Annotated in this window: 19 protein-coding genes; 10 read left to right on the top strand and 9 right to left on the bottom strand. The window is 45.8% G+C overall.

Translation table 11 applies throughout. The annotated features are described in order from the left end of the window. Positions 1–16 precede the first annotated feature (16 nt). The 5 genes from gspG to gspC all read right to left on the bottom strand — a co-directional run bounded on the left by gspG (position 17) and on the right by gspC (position 6,219). Positions 17–460, bottom strand: coding sequence for a type II secretion system major pseudopilin GspG (gene gspG / locus ITG09_01015; protein UPR52284.1), 444 nt, complete (start codon positions 458–460; stop codon positions 17–19). Between the two features lie 87 nt (positions 461–547). Then, entirely contained in the window at positions 548–1,768 is a 1,221-nt protein-coding gene (gene gspF, locus ITG09_01010; protein ID UPR52283.1) for a type II secretion system inner membrane protein GspF, read from the bottom strand. A 1-nt stretch (position 1,769) separates the two neighbouring features. Continuing rightward, positions 1,770–3,272: a type II secretion system ATPase GspE gene (gene gspE, locus ITG09_01005; GenBank protein ID UPR52282.1), complete on the bottom strand. Its 1,503-nt coding sequence runs from the start codon at positions 3,270–3,272 to the stop codon at positions 1,770–1,772. After that, on the bottom strand, positions 3,272–5,296 hold the full coding sequence (gene gspD / locus ITG09_01000) for a type II secretion system secretin GspD (GenBank protein UPR52281.1): 2,025 nt from the start codon (positions 5,294–5,296) through the stop codon (positions 3,272–3,274). Before gspD ends, gspE begins: the two co-directional genes overlap by 1 nt. Before the next feature lie 41 nt (positions 5,297–5,337). Continuing rightward, positions 5,338–6,219, bottom strand: a complete 882-nt coding sequence (gene gspC / locus ITG09_00995) for a type II secretion system protein GspC (protein ID UPR52280.1) — start codon at positions 6,217–6,219, stop codon at positions 5,338–5,340. Positions 6,220–6,552: 333 nt separating this feature from the next. Between gspC and hslR the strand changes: the two genes are divergently transcribed. From hslR to ITG09_00975, 4 genes are all read left to right on the top strand, one after another. Then, a complete protein-coding gene (gene hslR / locus ITG09_00990) occupies positions 6,553–6,939 on the top strand; it encodes a ribosome-associated heat shock protein Hsp15 (GenBank protein UPR52279.1) in 387 nt (128 codons plus the stop codon). Positions 6,940–6,957: 18 nt separating this feature from the next. Then, positions 6,958–7,851: an Hsp33 family molecular chaperone HslO gene (hslO, locus tag ITG09_00985; GenBank protein UPR52278.1), complete on the top strand. Its 894-nt coding sequence runs from the start codon at positions 6,958–6,960 to the stop codon at positions 7,849–7,851. A 337-nt stretch (positions 7,852–8,188) separates the two neighbouring features. Then, positions 8,189–9,814 (top strand): phosphoenolpyruvate carboxykinase (ATP), encoded by a 1,626-nt coding sequence (gene pckA / locus ITG09_00980; protein ID UPR52277.1) that lies wholly within the window; start codon positions 8,189–8,191, stop codon positions 9,812–9,814. A 169-nt stretch (positions 9,815–9,983) separates the two neighbouring features. After that, entirely contained in the window at positions 9,984–11,939 is a 1,956-nt protein-coding gene (locus ITG09_00975; protein ID UPR53563.1) for an AsmA family protein, read from the top strand. A gap of 37 nt (positions 11,940–11,976) precedes the next feature. Here ITG09_00975 and ITG09_00970 read toward each other — a convergent pair whose 3' ends face one another. The 3 genes from ITG09_00970 to ITG09_00960 are packed head-to-tail and all read right to left on the bottom strand — an operon-like array spanning position 11,977 to position 14,276. Continuing rightward, positions 11,977–12,912, bottom strand: a complete 936-nt coding sequence (locus ITG09_00970) for a YiiD C-terminal domain-containing protein (protein UPR52276.1) — start codon at positions 12,910–12,912, stop codon at positions 11,977–11,979. Positions 12,913–12,928: 16 nt separating this feature from the next. Then, complete coding sequence (dtd, locus tag ITG09_00965) at positions 12,929–13,363, bottom strand: D-tyrosyl-tRNA(Tyr) deacylase (GenBank protein UPR52275.1); 435 nt, start codon at positions 13,361–13,363, stop codon at positions 12,929–12,931. After that, on the bottom strand, positions 13,335–14,276 hold the full coding sequence (locus tag ITG09_00960) for a virulence factor BrkB family protein (GenBank protein ID UPR52274.1): 942 nt from the start codon (positions 14,274–14,276) through the stop codon (positions 13,335–13,337). Before ITG09_00960 ends, dtd begins: the two co-directional genes overlap by 29 nt. Before the next feature lie 204 nt (positions 14,277–14,480). Here ITG09_00960 and ITG09_00955 point away from each other — a divergent pair, with 204 nt between their 5' ends. Further along, the gene (locus ITG09_00955) at positions 14,481–15,122 is read left to right on the top strand and encodes a DUF2959 domain-containing protein (protein ID UPR52273.1); all 642 of its coding nucleotides are present in this window, start codon (positions 14,481–14,483) and stop codon (positions 15,120–15,122) included. 31 nt (positions 15,123–15,153) lie between these two features. Then, positions 15,154–15,714 (top strand): AAA family ATPase, encoded by a 561-nt coding sequence (locus tag ITG09_00950; protein UPR52272.1) that lies wholly within the window; start codon positions 15,154–15,156, stop codon positions 15,712–15,714. Between the two features lie 374 nt (positions 15,715–16,088). On the opposite strand, the gene typA is transcribed toward ITG09_00950, so the two are convergent. Continuing rightward, positions 16,089–17,921, bottom strand: a complete 1,833-nt coding sequence (gene typA / locus ITG09_00945; GenBank protein UPR52271.1) for a translational GTPase TypA — start codon at positions 17,919–17,921, stop codon at positions 16,089–16,091. A 560-nt stretch (positions 17,922–18,481) separates the two neighbouring features. Between typA and glnA the strand changes: the two genes are divergently transcribed. From glnA to glnG, 4 genes are all read left to right on the top strand, one after another. Continuing rightward, on the top strand, positions 18,482–19,891 hold the full coding sequence (gene glnA / locus ITG09_00940; GenBank protein ID UPR52270.1) for a glutamate--ammonia ligase: 1,410 nt from the start codon (positions 18,482–18,484) through the stop codon (positions 19,889–19,891). 216 nt (positions 19,892–20,107) lie between these two features. Then, positions 20,108–20,677: a DUF4124 domain-containing protein gene (locus tag ITG09_00935; GenBank protein UPR52269.1), complete on the top strand. Its 570-nt coding sequence runs from the start codon at positions 20,108–20,110 to the stop codon at positions 20,675–20,677. 157 nt (positions 20,678–20,834) lie between these two features. After that, a complete protein-coding gene (gene glnL, locus ITG09_00930) occupies positions 20,835–21,911 on the top strand; it encodes a nitrogen regulation protein NR(II) (GenBank protein UPR52268.1) in 1,077 nt (358 codons plus the stop codon). A 121-nt stretch (positions 21,912–22,032) separates the two neighbouring features. After that, the gene (gene glnG, locus ITG09_00925) at positions 22,033–23,436 is read left to right on the top strand and encodes a nitrogen regulation protein NR(I) (protein UPR52267.1); all 1,404 of its coding nucleotides are present in this window, start codon (positions 22,033–22,035) and stop codon (positions 23,434–23,436) included. Positions 23,437–23,463 lie beyond the last annotated feature (27 nt).

The following is a 23,463-nucleotide window of genomic DNA, read 5'->3' as shown; positions in this document are numbered from 1 at the left end:
ATCAATGAGCCGAAGCCTATTGAAAGTCTTGCATGTTCCAGTTGCCGATATCCGCAGCAATACCTTCACCACCTTCTTGGCCATCAGCACCAAGAGTGAAGATATCAATCGTACCGTTATCACCAGGGCTTAGGTATTGGTACTCATTACCCCATGGGTCGTTAGGTAGACGCTTGATGTAGCCACCGTCACGGTAGTTACGAGGCTCTGGGCTGCTTGGCTTAGAAACCAATGCATCAAGACCTTGATCCGTTGTTGGGTAAACACTGTTATCCAGTTTGTACATATCCAGCGCGTTCTCTAGCGCCACGATATCAGTGATGGCTTTCTGTTGATCAGCCTTCTCTTTGTTGCCCAATAGGTTAGGTACAACAAAGCTCGCCAAAACGCCAAGGATAACCACAACAACCATCACTTCTAATAGGGTAAAGCCTGATTGTTTCTTCATTTTATTTTTCATTATTTTCTCCAAATTACAGACAGCGAGTGAAGGTAATAATGTCCTTCTTCTCGATAATCCAAAAACTAACGTCTTATGAGCAGTAAGTTAACCGCTCATCAAATTATTCATTTCAAGCATCGGCATCAGCGTCGCCATCACGATAAATAGCACTAAGCCTGCCATCAAGGCGATAAGGGCTGGGGTAAAAATACCTAGCGCGATATTAACGGTTGACTCAAAGCTTTGGTCTTGGTTATCCGCAGCTCTTGTCAGCATCTGTTCCAACTGGCCACTCTGCTCACCACTGGCAATCATATGCAGCATCATCGGTGGGAAGAGTTTGGTTTGATCCAAAGCTTTACGCAGGCTCGCCCCTTCTCTGACACTATCCGATGCCTGTAACACTTGTTGCTTCACATGGTGATTCGACATGACATCAACCGCGACCTTCATCCCCTCAAGGATTGGAATCGCACTTGAAGTACAGATAGAAAGTGTTCGTGCAAAGCGAGAGGTATTGATCCCTTTCGCTATTTTACCAATCAGTGGGATACTCAATAGTTTGCGATCCCAACTCATACGAACGCCCGGCTTTTTCAGCGCGGTCTTAACCAGAACAATCACAGCAATGACTAACAACAGTAATTGGATGCCCCAATTCTGGATAAATTCACTCGATGCTAATAAAAATTGTGTCGATTGCGGAAGTTCTTGGCCCATTTGAATAATGGGTTCAACGATCTTAGGTACTACGGTTGCCAGTAAGAACGAAACAATCGTCACCGCAAATACCACCAGCACGACTGGGTAGATCATCGCTTGCAGCAACTTAGAGCGCATCTTTTGACGATTTTCGGCGTAGTCGGCTAATCTCTCAAGCACCGCATCTAAGTGCCCTGATTTTTCGCCCGCCGCGACCATGGCTCTGAACAGTTCATCAAAAATATGTGGATAATCTGACAAGCTATCGGCTAACGAGTAACCTTCCGTCACTTTAGAGCGGACGGCCAGTAACATGGTTCGAATACGTGGCTTTTCCGATTGCTCGGCGACCGCTTTTAAGCATTCTTCCAACGGCATACCAGATTGAACAAGCGTTGATATTTGACGTGTAATCAAAGCAAGATCCGGCGTACTGATACCGCGCTTAAAACTGGTCGAAGGTTGGGAGCCTTTAGCATTTTTTGCCTTGGCTTCAGTCATCTCAACCGGCATTAAGCCTTGCTCTTTTAAGCGCTGGCGAGCCTGACGAGCGTTATCCGCTTCGATAGACCCTTTTTTACTTTTACCTTTAGCATCCAGCGCTTTGTATTCAAATGCCGCCATACTAGACTTCCTTGGTCACGCGCATCACTTCTTCTAGGGACGTTATCCCTTTCAGAACTTTGCTTAAGCCATCATCTCTAATGCTTGGTGTCGTGCTACGAATGGCTTTTTCAATCGCCTGTTCACCCGCTTCGCTATGAATCAGCTCTTGAACTGAATCATCAATCATCAACAGTTCATGAATACCGGTACGGCCTCGATAACCTTTATGGCCACACGCTTCACAACCTTTCGCATGGTAAAGCGTCAGGCTCTCTTTTTTCTTCAATCCAAACAGTTTCTTCTGTTCTTTATCCGCTTCGTAAGGTTCTTTACAGTCGTTACACAGAGTGCGAACCAAGCGTTGAGCCAGAACCCCCAGCAGCGAAGAAGAGATCAAGAAGGGTTCGATGCCCATATCACGTAGACGCGTAATCGCACCGATTGCCGTATTGGTGTGAAGAGTCGACATTACTAAGTGACCCGTCAAAGAGGCTTGTACAGCAATCTCAGCGGTTTCCAAATCACGTATCTCACCAATCATGACCACATCGGGATCTTGACGAAGAATGGCACGTAAACCACGCGCAAAGGTCATATCCACCTTAGGGTTCACCTGCGTTTGGCCAATACCATCGATATCGAATTCGATTGGGTCTTCAACGGTTAAGATATTGCGCTCGTTGCTATTGAGCTCTTGCAGACCAGCGTACAAGGTCGTTGATTTACCAGAGCCCGTAGGACCAGTAACCAAGATAATGCCGTGTGGGCGCTGAATAAGCTTACGGAAGTTTTCGTGGTTTTCTGCCGTCATGCCTAAACTGTGCAAGTCTAGACGAGTCGCGTTTTTGTCCAACAAACGCATTACCACACGCTCACCATGCGAAGAAGGCATGGTTGAAACACGAACATCCACCGCTCGACCACCGATGCGCAAAGAGATGCGGCCATCTTGTGGCACGCGTTTTTCTGCAATATCCAGTTTAGCCATAACCTTGACACGCGAAACCAACAGCGGAGCCAATTTACGGCTTGGCGCTAGAACATCACGTAGTACACCATCAACTCGGAAACGGATACAGAGTGACTTTTCAAAGGTTTCGATGTGTATATCAGAAGCGCCTTCTTTGATCGCCTCACCCAGCATCGCATTGATTAATTTGATGATCGGTGCATCGTCTTCTGATTCGAGTAGATCTTCATCTTGGGGTAACTCTTCTGCCAATGAGAAGAAATCATCACTGTCAGCACCGATGTCTTCCATTAACTGCCGCGCTTCTGACGAATCACGTTGATAAGCATCGGTCAGTTTTTTATCAAACTCTTCTGCAGTAATAGCTTCAGGAGTAAAGCCATTTTTGACGACACGGCTTACTTCAATGATCGCTGCTGATTTCAATGGCTCAACATAATAAAGTATCGGTGCGCGCTCTGGGTGCTGATACTCCAACACCATCTTGTAGCGATTCGCAAAGCTAAACGGCAAGCGCTGATATGTACGTGCCGCCCCTACCAATTCAGCCATTATTCTGTTTCCATTTGATCGATGAAGGCTTGGATTTCAGCCGGATGATTCATATCGGCACCAAATTTAGGCAATACCGGGATGTTATCGTCTGCCAATAATTTCAACCCTCGCTCAGCCTTGTACAACTGTTCAGCACGAATGAAATTGTATTTACGCTGAGTGATACCATCAGCGGTCATGCCATCGCGGATAATAGTTGGCTTAATGAAGACCATTAGGTTCTTTTTCTCAACCTGAGTACTGGTTGATTTAAACAGGTGTCCAATTACTGGAATATCGCCCAAGAATGGTACCTTAGATTCACTTTCAAGCGCGCGCTCATCAATTAGACCACCGAGCACCAACATTTGACCATCTTGAACAATCACTGATGTATTCAATTGACGCTTAGCAAAACGCACATCAACCGCGCCGTTCGCTCCTAATACGTTAGAGACTTCTTGTTCTATTTGTAGCTGAACCGAATCCCCTTCATTGATTTGTGGTACCACTTTAAGCTTGATACCGACTTCTTTACGATCGACCGTTTGGAATGGGTTATCGTTACTTGAGCCCGCTGTTGATCCCGTTAGAACCGGAACCTCTTCACCCACAATGAACGATGCTTCGCCATTGTCCATCACGGTAATGCTTGGAGAAGATAGGATATTTGAGTTTGAGTCGGTCGCTACCGCACTGATCAACGCTGTCCAATCACCCATAACGACACTCATTGCTGCGCCATTAACGCCAGAAAGAGCGGAAGCCAAAGTTGAGTAGTCGCCTGCCTCTGTAGTTGTCTCATTACGCACAAAGTCGCCATTGTCGTCATAGACTGCAGTGGTCGTTTCAGTGTCTTTCGCTTCTTCCAAACCAACCATTACACCACCAATCGATGCACCAGTATTGCCGTACTGAATCATGGCCCCCGTTTCCAGGTTACCCCATTGCACACCAAGGTTTACGCCATCGCCTTCTGCCATTTCAACAATCAGCGCTTCGATCAACACTTGAGCACGACGGATATCGAGTTGAGCGATCACATCTTGCAGGGCATTCATGATGTCTGGCTGGGCAGTGATCACTAAAGAGTTGGTGTCACTGTGAGCAGAGATCATGACTTGGTTGCGTTGCGATGAACTGCCTTTGGTTGATGATTGTTTCTCTTGTTGCAGGTTGTCCGACACGCCTTTCAGCACATCAACCAGATCTTCGGCTTTTGCATATTTAAGATAGATAACTTGGTTGTTACCCTTGGTCGCCATTTCGACATCAAGCTGTTCGATAAGCTTTCTTAAACGACTACGAACCTTGGGATCACCAGAAATAAGAATCGCATTGGTACGCTCATCGGCAACCAGTTTAGGCTGTAGGAATGCAGGCGTATTCTTCGCATCTGTGGTTTTGCTTAGGGCATCAACAATGCGCACCATCTCTGCCGCTGATGCATTCTTTAGCTCAACGACTTCAATCTCTTTATCACCCGCTTGGTCGACACGCTTGATGATTTCAGCTAAACGGTTTACTACCGCCGCTCGGCCTGTAATAAGGATGATGTTAGCTGGGTCGTAGTGCACAACGTTACCCGCGCCTGCATTATCGTTCAGTTGACGAAGCAGAGGAGAAAGTTCACGAACCGATACGTTACGTACCGTCACAACACGTGTCACTACGCTATCGCCATTGATCGTGTCACTGTCTCCAACGACTGGAATTGCCGAGGTTTTAGAGTCTTTAGCCTTGATGATCTTAAGAACACCTGAGTCCATTTCAACGACCGCGTAACCATACACCTCTAATACGTTTAAAAAGAAGCTGTAATATTGCTCTTCATTCAATACGTCGTAGCTGCGTACATCGATTTTTCCGCGCACCGATGGGTCAACGATGATGGTCTTCTCTAGGTTACGACCCACAATATTAATAAACTCTTGAATATCAGTGCCCTTAAAGCTGGCACTAAAATCACTCGCGATGGCTGCGGGTGTGCAGATTAAGCTTCCTGCCAGTAACCATGCACTTTTCTTAAACCAATGCTTCACGTACTTCTCCTACACTTTCGTCCTTCGTTAGACGCAAAGTTTTAAAATTCAATAAACACTTCATGTTGTTGACCATCTCTCTCGACAACGAGGTTTAGCTCTGTCAGCTCTGAGATAGAACGGAATATGTTGCCCATAGCGGCGGGGTCTGTCAGGTCTTGACCATTTAACTGAGTAGCAATATCTCCGCTTTGGAGCCCTACTGAGTTAAAAAGTTCTGAATCTTTGCCAGGGCTCACACGATAACCAATAACGCTATCGTCTCGCTTCACCTGAGACAGGCGAACATATTGGAAGATTTGTTGCGGGTCTTGCATTATCTTCGCTTTAATTTCATCAAGCTTCTCTTCTGCAGAAGCCGGGTTATTACCACGAACCGAAGAAGAGCTCCGAGGTGACGCAGGCGCTGATACCGCTAAACGCTTGTACTCAATACCTTCAAGCATCAGGGTTTCGTCTCGTCCTGAGTTATCAATGATCACGCGGTCGATTAATACGGCTTTGAGCTTGGCTCGGGTGCCTTCAATCTCTTCATTAATCCCGTAAGTCGCTTGCGTACCGCGATTCGCGATCACCGCTAAGCTCAATTTTGGATTCGAGCTGGAGACTGCACCCACCAAAACGAGGTTTAATCTTGTCTTAGGCGCATCTTGGATAACTTGCTGCTCAACCACAGCAGGCGTGGTTGGGTTATAGGCACCAAACATGTTGCTCTGCTGTAAAGAAGAGATATCAAGAGTCGATTGAGGAGCAGAAGACGATGAAGCCGTTGCTACCCAAGGCACAACAGTTTGCTCGGCAGGTTCAATAAACCACGCAAGCTGCCCTAAAATCCATGCGGAAGCTGCAATCAATACACAACAGGTCGCTAAGCTTAGTTTCTGCTGAAGTACAAATCCATTCTCTAATAAGCGGCTCAACATAGGAGAATTCCCTATGCGATTTTTGAGCTCCAAAAAGTTCACTTTCCTTGTCCCTTTTCATGACGACAAACGCTGCAAATCATTAAACTTTCAGCTTTTTTATTCATTCGTTCAATACCAAGCTTATCTAAGCAATAAGATCCTGAACTATACCATAGCAAATCGGTAAATCGGTATAACATGGCTATTTTGTATTATGACTTGAAAAAAATGCCAACCGCCTCCACTTAAAGCTTCTACTTAATGTGATAAGCATCATCAAAAAAACATGTTGCGCACTGTTCATTACAGTTAAACCGCATTCATTTCTTACTTAATAAGGCGCAGCCCTATATGAAAACTGCTAATGAAGCTGTCAGACTCGATAAATGGTTGTGGGCAGCTCGTTTTTACAAAACCCGGTCTATTGCTCGCAACATGGTCGATGGTGGCAAAGTCCACTATAATGGTCAGCGTAGCAAACCAAGTAAAATTGTCGAACTTGGTGCAGTGATTACACTGCGTCAAGGTAATGAAGAAAAAACGGTGACAATAGAGAAAATCTCGGCTCATCGTGGTGGAGCTCCGATCGCTCAAACACTCTATGCAGAAACCACTGAGAGCGTGGCAAAAAGAGAAGAGTTTGCCACACAACGTAAGCTGAACGCTCATAGCCCAGCACCTGAACGTCGCCCAGATAAAAAGCAACGTCGTGACATTATCAAGTTCAAGAATCAATAAGCTAGAAGGAATAGCCAAATGGCAGACCCAATGTCTACAAGTAATGTTTTAAATCGCTACCTATTTGAAGATCTATCAGTACGTGGTGAATTGGTACAAATCGATGAAGCGTACCAACAAATTATTTCTAGCAAGGAATACCCAGCACCAGTTCAAAAGCTACTGGGTGAGCTATTGGTTTCAACGACGTTATTAACAGCAACCCTAAAGTTTGAAGGCTCTATCACGATGCAACTGCAAGGTGATGGTCCAGTATCTCTCGCTGTTATTAATGGCGATAACGATCAGAAGATCCGTGGTGTTGCTCGCTTTGACGGTGATATTGCTGACGACGCTGGCCTTCACGACCTAATAGGTAAAGGCCACCTAGTGATCACAATCGATCCTAAAAAAGGTGAGCGTTACCAAGGCATCGTTGGTCTTGAAGGTGACACGTTAGCGGAAGTACTGGAAGGTTACTTCGCTAACTCAGAACAGCTTAAGACTCGTCTATGGCTACGCACTGGCGAACATGAAGGTAAAGCTCACGCTGCAGGTATGCTTTTACAAGTTATGCCTGACGGCACAGGTACGCCAGATGATTTCGAACATCTAGAGCAACTAACCGACACCGTTAAAAACGAAGAGTTGTTCTCTTTAGAAGCTAACGAACTGCTTTACCGTTTGTACAACCAAGAAAAAGTACAGCTGTTCACACCACAGCCTGTTGAGTTCTTCTGTGGCTGTTCGCGTGATCGAAGCGCTGCGGCTATCATTACCGTTGCTCAAGAAGAGATCTACGACATTCTAAGTACAGAAGGTAGCGTGGGCCTACACTGTGATTACTGTGGCACAAATTACTCGTTCGACAAGAATGATGTGGATGCTCTGTACGCAGAAGCGGCAGATAAAGGCAGCAATACGGTTCATTAATTTACGACGTACCAAAAACACGTAATTTACCCCAAAAAGGTCAGCACTCAGCTGGCCTTTTTTGTGATCAAAATAGCGCAAACTCCGTAACATCTCGTAATAAAATCACCGCTTAATTTTAATCAATTAATAATGTTCTCGCCCCTAGCGCAAAGGTTTGCGTACAGGATAGACTAGTTGGGCCAATATGTGACGAGGCGCTTAAAACCCCAAGGTTAATATGGATATTTTTTGAGCTGTATCCCTGTTTCCCCCGAGCCTCGTTGCTAGCATGGTGAGCAGATAACAATAAAAAATTATTACAAAATCCCTACAAAATATCCTACAAGGAGCACCTATGACCGTTATGGAACATACTAAGGCTGCACAAATTGATCTAACTAAGCACGGACTGACTGGCGTTACTGAAGTTCTTCGTAATCCTAGCTACGAGCAGTTATTCGTTGAAGAAACACTGCCAGGTTTAGAAGGCTACGAAAAAGGCGTAGTAACAGAACTAGGCTCTGTTGCGGTAGACACTGGTATCTTTACTGGCCGCTCACCAAAAGATAAGTACATTGTTAAAGATGACACGACCCGCGATACCATGTGGTGGTCAGATCAAGGCAAAAATGACAACAAACCGATTACAACTGAAGTATGGAGTGAGCTGAAAGAGCTTGTGACAACTCAGCTATCTGGCAAGCGCTTGTTTGTCATCGACGGTTATTGTGGTGCTAACCCTGATACGCGCTTAAGTGTACGTATTATCACTGAAGTAGCGTGGCAGGCGCACTTCGTTAAGAACATGTTCATTCGTCCAACTGACGAAGAACTAGCAACGTTCGAACCTGATTTCGTGGTAATGAACGGTGCTAAAACAACCAACCCGAACTGGGAAAAACAGGGCCTAAACTCGGAAAACTTCGTTGCTTTCAACCTAACAGAGCGCGTTCAAATCATCGGTGGTACTTGGTACGGCGGTGAGATGAAGAAAGGCATGTTCGCAATGATGAACTACCTACTACCTCTACAAGGCATTGCTTCAATGCACTGTAGTGCAAACGTTGGCGAAAAAGGCGATGTAGCCATCTTCTTCGGTCTATCAGGCACAGGTAAAACAACCCTATCAACCGATCCTAAGCGTGAGCTGATCGGTGATGATGAACACGGTTGGGATAACGATGGTATCTTCAACTTTGAAGGTGGCTGTTACGCGAAGACTATCCGTCTATCTAAAGAAGCAGAACCAGAAATCTACAATGCTATCCGCCGTGATGCACTGCTAGAAAACGTCACGGTTCGTGGTGATGGCTCTATCGATTTTGATGACGGTTCAAAAACTGAGAACACTCGTGTTTCTTACCCGATTCACCACATCGACAACATCATTAAACCAGTATCAAAAGCAGGTCACGCTCAAAAGGTTATCTTCCTAACTGCGGATGCATTCGGTGTGCTACCTCCAGTTTCTAAACTGACTCCAGAGCAAACGAAGTACCACTTCCTATCTGGCTTCACTGCAAAGCTAGCGGGTACAGAGCGCGGTATTACTGAGCCAACACCAACGTTCTCTGCGGCATTTGGTGCGGCATTCCTAACTCTTCACCCAACTCAGTACGCTGAAGTGCTTGTGAAGCGTATGGAAGCGGCAGGTGCTGAAGCTTACCTAGTAAACACAGGTTGGAACGGTACTGGTAAACGTATCTCTATCCAAGACACTCGCGGCATCATCGACGCTATCCTAGATGGCTCAATCGACAAGGCTGATACTAAGGTTATCCCTATGTTCAACCTAGAAGTGCCACTAGCACTACACGACGTTGACCCAGCGATTCTTGACCCACGCGACACGTACACTGACCCACTACAATGGGAAAGCAAAGCGAAAGATCTAGCAGAACGCTTCATCAACAACTTTGATAAGTACACAGACAACGCTGAAGGTAAGTCACTGGTTGCAGCTGGTCCTCAACTGGACTAAGCCAACCATCTGCTCGGGCTTAGCCAAAAGCGAACGCCCAATTTAAAATGATATTTTTGTAGCAAGCCCCTCTTTTGAGGGGCTTTTTTGTTGCTGCTTGCCCCTTTTTGTTCCACTCTGTTTTGAGACTATTGAAATTTAAGGCTTTCAAGGAATGAAAAAGGTATTCATGGTGTTCGGCATTGTGTTGGCTATCGCCGTTGCGGTTATCGCAGCGTTGCTATTAAGCCTACAGACCCAATACCGCGCCGATGTTGCTAACTTTTTTATCAAACATACGATTGAACAACCGGTGCTGATTGAAGATGTTGAGTATCAGGCGCCTTATCACATCACCTTGATGGGCATCACCCAAAACCAACCTGAAAAACAACCCCCTCTGTATATCGACAAGCTCGACATCTGGTTCAGCCCAGACTCTCTTCTTGATGCTAAGCTGGTTTTGGACTCTGTGTTGATCAGCGGCCTGCAGTTAGAAGCAGACGATCTGGACACACTCACATCAATGTTTACCCAACCAAAACTCAAGTTGCGCCAACTAGCGATCAATAATCTAGATTTCTCGACTCCAGACTTTAATGCACGAGGCATCGACCTTCAGATCGCCGAACCCATGTGGGGTGACCAAAACTCACTGCTGCCTTATGGCAAAACCCAACTCTCCGCCTCGCAGTTATATTGGCAAGGCGAAGCCTTCGATAACCTGTTGATAGACCTAGACCTAAAGCCGAGTGACAGCACCCTTTATGGCGCTTCATTTGATTGGCGTGGTGCCAAGATTTCTGGGCAAGCCGAACAATATCAACATGATTGGTCTTTGGTGAATGTGACAATCGATGGTTTGCGATTAAACGAAGAACAAACTCAAAGCCTATTGAACAAAGAATGGGATGTGGCAGGTATTCAGATCAACCACATCAACAGCTTAGATATCCTGCGTAGCGACATAGAGTGGAAAGATGGTCACCTTGCAGCCTTTGATGCCTCACTAGAAAATATCCAATTGCCCTTTGAACTGTGGAATCAACAGAAAGCCATTTTATCTCTGCAAGCAGAAGGAGTGACCATTGATGATGACATGTTCATCGAACCAAGTCTCAAGCTCAACCTAGAGGCAAACCAGATTCTGATTGACGATTTCTATACGCAATTCCTGCAGGGCACTGTTCAGCTCAATGGCGAAGTCACCCCTAGCAGCATTCAATTAGTGCAGTTTGACTTGCAAGGCATCAAGTGGATTACCGAAAACCAAGATAGTCCTCTACCCGCCGCTCGCCTATTACCTTGGCTCACACAACTCCAGAACGTCGAAATTAGCCAGCTTAATATAGAACGCAGCCAACTTATCCAGCTCGCACAAAAGCCTTACTGGCAAGTATCAGGGCTACATGTCGAAGGACATCAGGTTCAACTGTTACAAGATAGAAAGCTAGGATTGTGGCAAGGGAAGCTGATGGCAAGCGCCAATGATGCTAGCTACCAAAACATTGTTAGCGCTCAGCCTGTGGTTAAGATGAATAGCGACCAAGGGAAATGGACGCTAACACGTCTGTTTGCTCCCCTCAGGAATGGCTATATTGAAGCTAATGCGACACTCGATTTTAACCAAATCAGCAAGCCATGGAGCTTAGATATTTCTGCCGATGGGTTACCCATTACGCCCATGCTGCAGCAACTTGAATTACCGCTCGATGCAACCGGTTATGGTGAATTTGAACTTCAAGCCGCAGGTTTATATGGCGACTCACTGATGCTCGGTTACTCAACCACAGGGCAACTCACAGGCAGCGTTCGCCAAGGCGTGATGACCTTTAACGACACCCTTTCTGAAACCTCAACCGATAACGTCTTCGAGATCCCAGAGCTCAAGGCCAATTTTGACCGTGGCCGTTTCACTCTCGAACCGATGCACATCATTGGTGCATCCGCAGCCGAGGAAGGCTCGCAAAGGGTTCAAACGTTAAATGGTGAGGTAACAGGAGAGCTCGACTTGCTTAAAACCGAGCTACACACGCTTTCTATTACCCTGTCTGACCAATGTCATCAAATCTCAGGAAAGCTCGACCAAGCTGAATATTCAGAGATTAATGACTGCCAACAAAAAAGCGCCACTCCTCAGGAGTAGCGCTTTCATTCAATATCGACAGCATTACCGGTGATAGCTATTCGCTCACATTAGAATCTGTCGAGAGTATCTTTTTGTAGTCAGGGATCAGCATATAGGTTCCGGTAAACTCTACCGCTTCCACATCGCCGCTATGAATGGTCACGTGAATGATGATACGTGCCTTTCTGCCTGACGCGAGGCGGTCCAAGTCACCACTGATCCCATCCAATGACGTGGATGCGACTGGGTTTTGCTCAACCGGGTGACGGTAACGAATATTACTGTCTGCCAGCACGATGTCACCAGTCAACCCACGCTCTTTCATCAGCAGCCAAGTCATGCCCCAACCGGTTAAGGTCGCTAAGGTAAAGGCGGAGCCTGCAAACATGGTGTTATGAGGGTTCAAATTAGGATTCAGTTGAGCACTACACTCAAATTGGTAACCCGTGTATTGGTTAATCTTGATGCCCATCTTGTCACTGATCGGGATTTGATTTTCCCAGCGTTGTTGTAGCTCATTACACCACTCAGGCTTACGCAGAACGTCTGCCATTGGATCTAGGTGTTTAACCATCTGTTGGTGACGCACAGGACCACGTTGATCGTTAATCTCACCGCGACGTTCAAATTCATTCTTCTCGTAGAATGAAATAGCATCTTCACGTGCATTACACACCAAGCGCTTGGCGCCCTCTTGGCGAGCCAGTGACTCAAGCGCAACGAGAATCAACGAACCCATACCTTTACTGCGGCGAGAATTCTTAACCGCCATGTAGCGGATCTGACCTTCTAGATCAGGGGTGATATAAAGACGTCCAATAGCCATCGGGCGACCTCGACCATCAACAATCATACGATGGTGACTCATTGGGTCATATTCATCGCGCTCTGAACCTACCGGCATTCGCCAAGGTTCACGGAGCATCTGCCAACGAAAATGGTAATACTTATTTAACTGATTTTCGGTAGTTGGTGTTATGAGTTTAAACATGCTTATTCCTTTAAGCCTAAACCTGCAGCCAAAATGTCACTGGGCCATCATTAACCAAAGACACTTTCATGTCGGCTGCGAATCGGCCACGTTCCGTTGGCAACACGGATTCACATTGGTCAGAGAAATAGTTATATAGACGCTCGGCATCTTCTGGGTGAGCACCGCGAGAAAATCCTGCTCGTGTCCCTTTTTTGGTGTCAGCTGGAAGAGTGAATTGAGACACCACTAATACCTTACCTTCTACCTGCTTCACGTTGAGGTTCATTTTATCGTCTTCATCTCCAAAGACACGATAAGTGGTCACTCGTTCCATCAAACGTTTGGCTTTGGCTTCGTCATCACCTTTTTCTACGCCTAACAGAACCAATAAGCCTTGCTCAATCTCACCAACTACTTCGCCATCAACACGGACGGCAGCTTCACTTACTCTCTGGATCAGTGCTATCACTGTTGTTTCCTTGCTCTGTAATTTTGTCGTTATCCGTTGAGTGTACCATTTCTTGCGGGCCACTCCACTGTTCCTGCTCACCAAGCGCAGCGGTCACTTCAGCACCAACCAGCACAATCAACCAGCACAAATAAACCCAAACAAACAGAATTGGAATTGCCGCTAATGCGCCATAAATCAACTGGTAAGAAGGAAATTGCGTAATGTAGGCTGCAAAGCCTTTCTTACTGAGTTCGAACAACAGAGCCGCAACCAGAGAACCCGCCGCAGCATGAGAAAAGTGTATCTTTTTGTTTGGAACAAGCAGGTATAAGCCAAAGAACGAAAAGAAAGAGAGAATCAAAGGAAGCTTGCGAATCACAGTATTAAAGGCGCCAGACACCACTTCGTTTTGCAGCAAACTCAATGATGTCACATAAGAGGTAGCAGCAATACTCGCCCCAACTAAAATAGGCCCAAGCGTGAGCACCATCCAGTACATAGAGAAAGACAGCACCGCTCGTCGTTTCTCATCGACTCGCCAGATGTAGTTTAAGTTCTTATCAATATTAGAGATCAGCATCAGTGCTGCAATGAATAAGAACACACTACCCACCGCCGTCATTTTTCCGGTATTGGCAACGAACTCTAACAAAGCACCGTGTACTGCATCCCCAGACGCGGGAACAAAGTTGGTAATAACGAAATTTTGAATCACGAGCCCAACATCAGCAAAGATGGAGAATGAAGACAAGATAGAGAGCAGAACCGTCAACATAGGAACGATCGAGAGCAAAGTAATGTACGCCAAGTAGCCTGCATTCACATTAACTCTATCGTGCGTCATTCGCGCCAAAAGATAGCGAGAAAACTGAATACTGAGTGTGGCGACCTTTTTTATCTTCAACTTGTAACTCCCTTGTAACTCGTTCATAGTCCTAATTAATATTCCGACATATCAATCACAGTAAGTAAATGTTCAAAAATAGCGTAGGAAAAAGGTTTGAGAACAAGGCAGCTTTTTTGATGAGTAGTTATTCTACAATCAAAAATTCTAACGCCGTTATCGAGCATTTTAACAAGCTAGGTTGAGCAGTTATTTACTACGATTGATATTAATTAACTATAGGAAACTAGGATGCCTTATTTAATAGTTATAGTCCTCTCTATTTTTACTCTTACTGGATGCCAGTCAGCTTATTACTCCGCCATGGAGCAAGTGGGTTACCACAAGCGCGACATTATGGTCGATAGAGTGGAAGACGCTAAAGAGTCGCAGCAGGATGCTCAGGAAGAGTTTACCAGCGCACTTGAAGCCTTAAGTAGCCTGACTAACTTCAGTGGCGGCGACCTTGAAGACATGTACAACCAAATCAACGATAAATACCAAGACAGTGAGAAAGCCGCACAAAATGTCAGTGATCGTATTGCTGCGATTGAAGATGTGTCCGATGCACTATTTGAAGAGTGGCAAGGTGAGTTAGACCTTTACACTAGTGATTCACTGCGTCGTTCAAGTGAGCAAAAGCTGCGAGAAACCAAATCGTCTTACCAAACCATGCTGTCAGCGATGAAACGAGCTGAGAAGAAAATGGACCCTGTTCTCAACACCCTTCGTGACAATACGCTTTATCTCAAGCACAACCTCAATGCGAGTGCTGTTGGTTCGTTGCAGGGTGAATTTATGAGCTTAGAAAAAGACATCGCCTATGCAATAGAGCAGATGAATGCGGCAATAGCAGAGTCGGATAAATTCCTAGCTCAACTCAATCAGAAATAGTGCTATTAGAAACGAATTAAGATAAATCCGTATGAACCCAATCATTATTACTGGCGGCCCAGGAGCCGGGAAGACAACATTGATCAATGCCTTGGGTGACATGGGTTACCCAACCTTCGCGGAATCTTCTCGACAGTTAATTGAACAGCAGAGCCAACTTGAGAACGGTATCTTACCTTGGTTAGACCTTCCGGGCTTTGCTCACTTATGCTTAACCGTGATGAGTGAACAAAAAGAGCAAGCGAATCAACACCAGATTGCGTTTCTCGACCGTGCGATTCCAGATATCTGCGGTTACTTAGCTCAGGCGAACCTCGATATTGATGAGAACTACCGAGAAGCGAGCAAGGGCTATCACTCCCAAGTCCTATTCTGTCGCCCTGAGGCTTCTATCTATGTTCAAGATGAAGTACGCCCTTATCCGTATGAGGAAGCACTAGAGATTCACCACGCGTTAGTAACAGTCTACCAAGAACTTGGTTATGAGGTGGTTGAGGTGCCATTTATGTCAGTCGAAGAACGGGCTCTATTTGTTAAAAGCCTCCTAGGTATCAAAAGCAAGATCCCCAACTCGCTCGTTCCTCCCTCTTGAGGATGACGAATACTTAAACGCCCTTCGTATCTCGCATCTCGTTTACCTGCATCTAAACAAACTTACCGTCATTCCCTACAGTGAGGAACGAGCGTGATAGGGAATCTCTTGGATGCCTTAAAAGAAAGATTCCAGATATCTCGTCCCTCGATTCTGGAATGACGATCCGATGAATAGAAATGGATGAAAGAGAACAGGTATCGAAGATCTCACCCTCTTAGTATCTGGCTATATCCAATCTAAACACGCTCTTCGTATCTCGCATCTCGTTTACCCGTATCAATGCGAATAACACCACATAAAACAAAAGCCCCGAGCAGCTGGGCTACTCGGGGCTTTCTTATCTACTTAGCTAGAAGCTAGTCAGCTGGCAATTAAGCCTTAGCTGGACGTGCTGCACGCTTACGTTCGTTTTCAGTAAGAAGTTTCTTACGGATACGTACGTTTAGTGGCGTTACTTCTACTAGTTCATCTTCATCGATAAACTCAAGAGCTTGCTCTAGAGTGTGCTTGATCGGTGGAGAAAGAACTTGTGCTTCATCAGTACCAGATGCACGAACGTTCGTTAGTTGCTTACCTTTCAGACAGTTTACTGTCAGGTCGTTTGAACGGTTGTGAATACCGATTACTTGACCTTCATAAACTTCATCAGCGTGCTCTGTGAATAGACGACCACGAGCTTGAAGGAAGAATAGAGCGTAAGTCAGTGCTTTACCAGTCGCGTTCGAGATTAGAACACCGTTGTTACGCTGACCAATGATACCGCCTTTGTAAGGACCGTAGTGATCGAACGAGTGGTAAATAAGACCAGAACCAGACGTCATTGTAAGGAATTCAGTTTGGAAACCGATAAGACCACGAGAAGGCATCATGAAGTCCATGCGAACACGGCCTTTACCATCTGGTGCCATATCTGTTAGCTCACCCTTACGTAGACCGATGCTTTCCATGATCGCACCTTGGTGCTCTTCAACTACATCGATAGTAACCGTTTCGAACGGTTCCATTTTCTGACCATCTTCTTCTTTGATGATTACTTCTGGACGAGATACTGCTAGCTCGAAACCTTCACGACGCATGTTTTCGATCAGGATAGAAAGGTGAAGCTCACCACGGCCTGATACGCGGAAACGGTCTGGACTTTCAGTTTCTTCAACACGTAGTGCAACGTTATGAACCAATTCTTTTTCAAGACGCTCAAGGATGTTACGTGAAGTTACAAACTTACCTTCTTTACCCGCGAACGGAGAAGTGTTTACTTGGAAAGTCATTGTTACTGTTGGTTCATCAACAGACAGTGGTTCCATTGCTTCAACATTGTTTACGTCACAGATAGTGTCTGAAATTTTCAGCTCACCAAGACCAGTGATTGCAATGATGTCGCCAGCGTTAGCTTGTTCGACTTCGTGACGCTCAAGACCTAAGTAACCAAGTACAGTACCTACTTTACCGTTACGTTTCTTGCCTTCAGCATTCACGATAGTTACTTGTTGGTTTGGCTTAACAGAACCACGAGTAACACGAGCAACACCGATAACACCTACGTAAGAGCTGTAATCAAGTTGCGAAATTTGCATTTGTAGTGGACCGTCAAGGTCAACTGCAGGCGCTTCTACTGTATCAACAACAGCTTGGAACAGTGGTTCCATGTCTGTGCCAACTGCGCCTTCTTCCATTGTTGCCCAACCGTTTAGAGCTGAAGCGTAAACAACTGTGAAGTCTAGTTGCTCATCAGTAGCACCTAGGTTGTCGAAAAGGTCGAATACTTGATCCATAACCCAATCAGGACGAGCACCAGGACGGTCAATCTTGTTGATTACAACGATTGGCTTAAGACCGTGTGCGAATGCTTTTTGCGTTACGAAACGAGTTTGAGGCATTGGGCCGTCAACTGCATCTACGATCAGAAGAACTGAATCAACCATAGACATGATACGCTCAACTTCACCGCCGAAGTCCGCGTGTCCCGGAGTATCTACGATGTTGATGCGGTAATCATTCCAGTTGATTGCTGTGTTCTTAGCAAGGATTGTAATGCCACGCTCTTTTTCGATGTCATTCGAATCCATGACACGCTCTTCAGCTTCACCACGAGACTCAAGAGTGCCTGACTGTTGTAGCAGTTTATCAACCAAAGTCGTTTTACCGTGGTCAACGTGCGCGATGATCGCGATATTTCTTAACTTATCAATCTGTGGAGTAGACATGGATTCTCGATTCACTCATAAAAGTAGCCGTCACTTATCCAAAAGTTTGGATAATAACCGCTAGCTTGATTTAAAAAACGGTCAATAATATACCAGATTCTAGACAAAAACCCAGAAATATGTGATCTGAACCGAGGCTTTTTTCTTTATTAGCGATTCATATCCGCTTAACTTTGATTCAGTACAGTGTTGAGTAGCTAAATTCGTAGGACTCTAAAAAGTATCACCTGCGAGTGGCAAGCCAAATCTCCGGCAAAATAACAAAAGTGGATTGACAACTTAGGCAATTCATTGCTGAATGGTGCTCGCTCGTGTCTCATATTGGTGCACAGACAAACGATTGCACCAATAAGGTGCGAGCTGAGATCATTTTGGTGCAAAAACCAGATGAGGCAAAACAGTAAAACAAGTAAATCATTGAAATTAATGGAATAATTTTTTTGGCACGTTTTTGGCTATAGATAAATCAGCATCGATTAATGCACTTATAGACATTAATCAATGCTAGTTTCAACCGAATCGAGCTAATACCGAATTAATAACACTGGAGGTTATCCAAGATGTCAGTAGAAAATGTACTATCCCTGATCCAAGAGAACGAAGTTAAATTTATCGACTTACGTTTTACTGATACAAAAGGTAAAGAGCAGCATATCTCTATTCCTTCTCACCAAGTTGATGCAGACTTCTTCGAAGAAGGCAAAATGTTTGACGGCTCTTCAGTAGCTGGTTGGAAAGGCATTAATGAATCTGACATGGTAATGATGCCAGACGCAGCTTCTGCTGTACTGGACCCATTCACAGAAGACGCAACGCTAAATATCCGTTGTGACATCCTTGAGCCTGCAACAATGCAAGGCTACGACCGTGACCCACGCTCTATCGCTAAGCGTTCTGAAGAATACCTACGTTCTACAGGTATCGCTGACACAGTTCTAGTGGGTCCAGAGCCAGAATTCTTCCTATTTGATGACGTTAAGTTCTCAAACGACATGTCTGGTTCTTTCTTCAAGATTGATGACGTAGAAGCAGCTTGGAACACAGGTTCTGACATCGAAGGCGGTAACAAAGGTCACCGTCCTGGCGTTAAAGGCGGTTACTTCCCAGTAGCTCCTGTAGATTCATCTCAAGACATCCGTTCAGCAATGTGTCTAGTAATGGAAGAGATGGGCCTAGTAGTTGAAGCTCACCACCACGAAGTAGCAACTGCGGGCCAAAACGAAATCGCAACTCGCTTCAACACGCTAACAGCGAAAGCTGATGAAACTCAAATCTACAAGTACGTTGTACACAACGTTGCTCACGCATTTGGTAAAACAGCGACATTCATGCCTAAGCCACTAGTTGGTGACAACGGTTCTGGTATGCACGTTCACCAATCTCTAGCAAAAGACGGCGTTAACCTGTTTGCTGGTGATAAGTACGGCGGCCTATCTGAAATGGCTCTTTACTACATCGGTGGTGTAATCAAGCACGCTCGTGCAATCAACGCGTTTGCTAACCCATCAACTAACTCGTACAAGCGTCTTGTACCTGGTTTCGAAGCACCGGTAATGCTTGCTTACTCAGCACGTAACCGTTCAGCTTCTATCCGTATCCCAGTAGTACCAAGCCCTAAAGCACGTCGTATCGAGCTACGTTTTGGTGACCCAGCAGCTAACCCATACCTATGCTACTCAGCAATGCTTATGGCTGGCCTTGACGGTATCAAGAACAAGATTCACCCAGGCGAAGCTATGGATAAAGATCTATACGACCTTCCTGCAGAAGAAGCAGCTGAGATCCCAACAGTTGCAGAATCTCTACAACAAGCTCTAGCAGCGCTTAGCGAAGACCGTGAGTTCCTAACAGCTGGCGGCGTATTCTCTGACGATTTCATCGATTCTTACATCACTCTGAAATCTGACGACGTACAACGCGTGAACATGGCTACACACCCACTTGAGTTTGAACTGTACTACTCAGTTTAATCCTCGATTAATAATCGTGTAGTAACTCTTACTGCAACATGTAAGAAGTGCTAAAAAATATTAGGCTCGCCTCGCAGGTGGGCCTTTTTTATATTCTCTCGACGCTCCCCTCCTCGTACCATACCTTAGACAAAAGTCCTCAGAGGCTGTCGCGCTAAATACAATAAAACCAACGCCAAACGTGAAATCACCTAGCAGTGAAAAGAGGCTAAAGATATGAAAAATATACTGTTCCTGATCGGGTTAACAGTCGCACTCTCATGCTCTGCTCAAACGGTGTATACCTGGGTAGATGAAGATGGCGTGCTCCACTTTAGTGATAACCCTAGCGATCAAGATGCCGAGGCCCTTCGCCTGCCAGATGTGCAAGCTTCAGCACCCGCCCCTAAATTTGAAGCCTCTACTCCGGTTGACGCCGCGGCTTCATCTACAACTAAAACGGCAGCGCCAGATAAAAATCAAGCAGGAACAGAAACCACAGAACGCGAGGTTCCCACTCAATTAGCCCTTACCATGCTGACTCCAATTCATGATCAAACTATTCGTAGCAACCGTGGCTTAATCCCGATTCAGATAGATCTCAACCGAAAACTTGGTATAGGGGAGCAATTTCAATTGATACTTGATGGCCGTCGATATGGCGCCCCACAGACCCAACCTATTTGGGAATTAAAAGACATCGATCGAGGTACTCACACCATTGCAATTCAAGCACATAGAAGCGGCAAGCTTATTGCATCTACTAGTCCAGTCACCGTGTATTTACATCGAGCGACGATCAAGTAGGCCTGTGTGTTAAAAGAGACTGAATTACCTCAACTTTTCACCTGTTCTCAGCAGCTTTAATGAATTAACTTTAGCTTCTGATTGATATGCGCCATACTTGAACTTAGCTACGCACCAAATTGGTGCAGCAAGAAAACACCAGTTCAAGGACGAAATAGTGAATCGATCAGCGAAACGCGACAGCATAGATACACATCAACTTTCCAGCGCCATTCTCGACAATATGGTGACCTCGACATTGATGCTCGATGAACAACTGTATGTGCGATACGCCAACCCATCGGCTGAACAACTCTTTTCACAAAGCGCGAGACGCATCGTTGATCATCCATTGAGTCAACTCATCCAACATGCCTCTCTCGATTTAGCCCTCCTGACACAACCTCTGCAAAGTGGCCAGAGCATTACCGACAGTGACGTTACCTTTGTTGTCGATAATCGCCCACTGATGCTTGAAGTCACAGTTAGCCCAATATCTTGGCAACGTGAAACCTTGCTATTGGTAGAGATGCGCAAGATAGACCAGCAAAGACGTCTTAGCCAAGAACTCAACCAACATGCACAACAACAAGCGGCTAAGTTGCTAGTACGCGGGTTAGCACATGAAATTAAGAACCCATTAGGAGGCTTAAGAGGTGCGGCGCAGTTACTTGGAAAAATGCTTCCTGATCAGTCTCTTAATGAATATACCCAGATCATTATTGAGCAAGCCGACCGCCTAAGGGCTTTGGTCGACCGCTTGCTTGGCCCTCAGAAGCCGGGGACTAAGTCAGAAGAGAACCTCCATCAGATACTTGAGAAAGTAAGACAGTTGGTAGAGCTTGAATCAGGCTCAACACTGGCTATTGAAAGGGATTACGACCCTAGCCTACCGGACATCTTGATGGATTCGGCACAGGTTGAACAAGCGATGCTCAATATTGTGAGCAACGCAGCGCAGATTTTAAAGACTCAGGATTCTGGAAAAATCACTATTCGCACCAGAACGGTGCATCAAGCAAATATTCATGGGCAGCGACACAAACTCGCGGCTCGTATTGAGATCAGCGATAACGGTCCGGGTATCCCCGATGATTTAAAAGACACCCTGTTTTATCCAATGGTCAGCGGACGAGAAGGTGGAACGGGGCTGGGGCTATCGATTTCTCAAAACCTGATCGATCAACACAATGGGAAAATTGATGTTGAAAGCTGGCCGGGCAACACCACATTCACGATTTACCTTCCGATTTAGGTCACCAGAACTTCGCGATTAGACAGCGAGATGAAAAGCTTAACTCGGTAACACAAAGATTAAGACATCATAAAAACAACAATGATTATCACAATAGATTTGGCTGCAAAGGAATTGAATTATGAGTAAGGGATACGTTTGGGTCGTCGATGACGACAGCTCTATCCGTTGGGTAGTAGAGAAAACACTTTCATCTGCGGATATAAAGTGTGAAACATTTGCTGATGCCGAGAGCGTGTTACTTGCGCTTGAGCGTGAGACACCTGACGTATTGGTGTCTGATATTCGCATGCCTGGCATTGACGGAATTGAGCTGTTACAACAAGTTCACCAGCGCTCTCCCGACCTGCCCGTGATCATTATGACCGCGCACTCAGACCTTGATGCGGCGGTGAATGCTTATCAAAAAGGCGCCTTTGAATATCTACCAAAGCCGTTCGATATTGATGAGACATTGACTCTAGTAGAACGAGCAATCGCGCACAGCCAAGAGCAGAAACGCGAGCAAGCCAGTGAAGTCGCTGAAGACACCAACGCACCAGAAATCATCGGTGAAGCACCTGCGATGCAGGAAGTTTTCCGCGCTATTGGTCGTTTATCTCGTTCGTCCATTTCGGTTCTTATTAACGGTGAGTCAGGTACCGGTAAAGAATTGGTCGCTCACGCTCTGCATCGTCACAGCCCAAGAGCTAAGAAACCCTTCATTGCCTTGAACATGGCAGCAATTCCCAAAGATCTGATCGAGTCTGAACTGTTTGGCCACGAGAAAGGCGCCTTTACTGGGGCTAACAGCGTTCGCCAAGGGCGCTTCGAACAAGCCAACGGCGGTACACTGTTTCTTGATGAGATCGGCGATATGCCACTCGATATTCAAACTCGCTTACTACGTGTACTTTCTGATGGCCAATTTTATCGTGTCGGTGGACACTCTGCGGTTAAGGTTGACGTTCGTATCGTTGCCGCAACCCACCAAGATCTTGAACGATTGGTGCATGAAGGCGACTTCCGTGAAGACCTTTTCCACCGACTCAACGTTATCCGAATCCATATCCCGGCACTGCGTGAACGTAAACAAGACATTGAAAAGCTGACTCATCACTTCCTAGCATCCGCCGCCGAAGAGCTCGGTGTAGAAGTGAAGACACTGCATCCTGAGACCATTTTGAAGCTCAACCAGCTCAATTGGCCAGGTAACGTGCGTCAGCTTGAGAACATTTGTCGTTGGCTCACCGTGATGGCGAGCGGAAGCGAAATTCTCCCTTCAGACCTGCCACCAGAGCTGTTGGAAGAGAAAGTCGTGACCACTTCTGGTACCGGAGATAACTGGCAACAACTGCTCGCTAATTGGGCAAAGTGTGCGCTTGATTCAGGAGAAAAAGAGCTGCTGACTTATGCTCTGCCAGAGTTTGAACGTATACTGCTAGAGGCTGCACTCCACCATACTAATGGTCATAAACAGGACGCAGCTAAGGTTTTGGGATGGGGAAGAAATACCCTAACTCGTAAACTCAAAGAACTGTACTAGACCTTATATGATTCTCGATGCAGCTAC

This window comes from Vibrio cyclitrophicus (assembly GCA_023206055.1).
GTDB lineage: Bacteria > Pseudomonadota > Gammaproteobacteria > Enterobacterales > Vibrionaceae > Vibrio > Vibrio cyclitrophicus_A.
The sequence above is the reverse complement of the archived record's forward strand: the minus strand, read 5'-3'. Positions and strand labels throughout refer to the sequence as shown.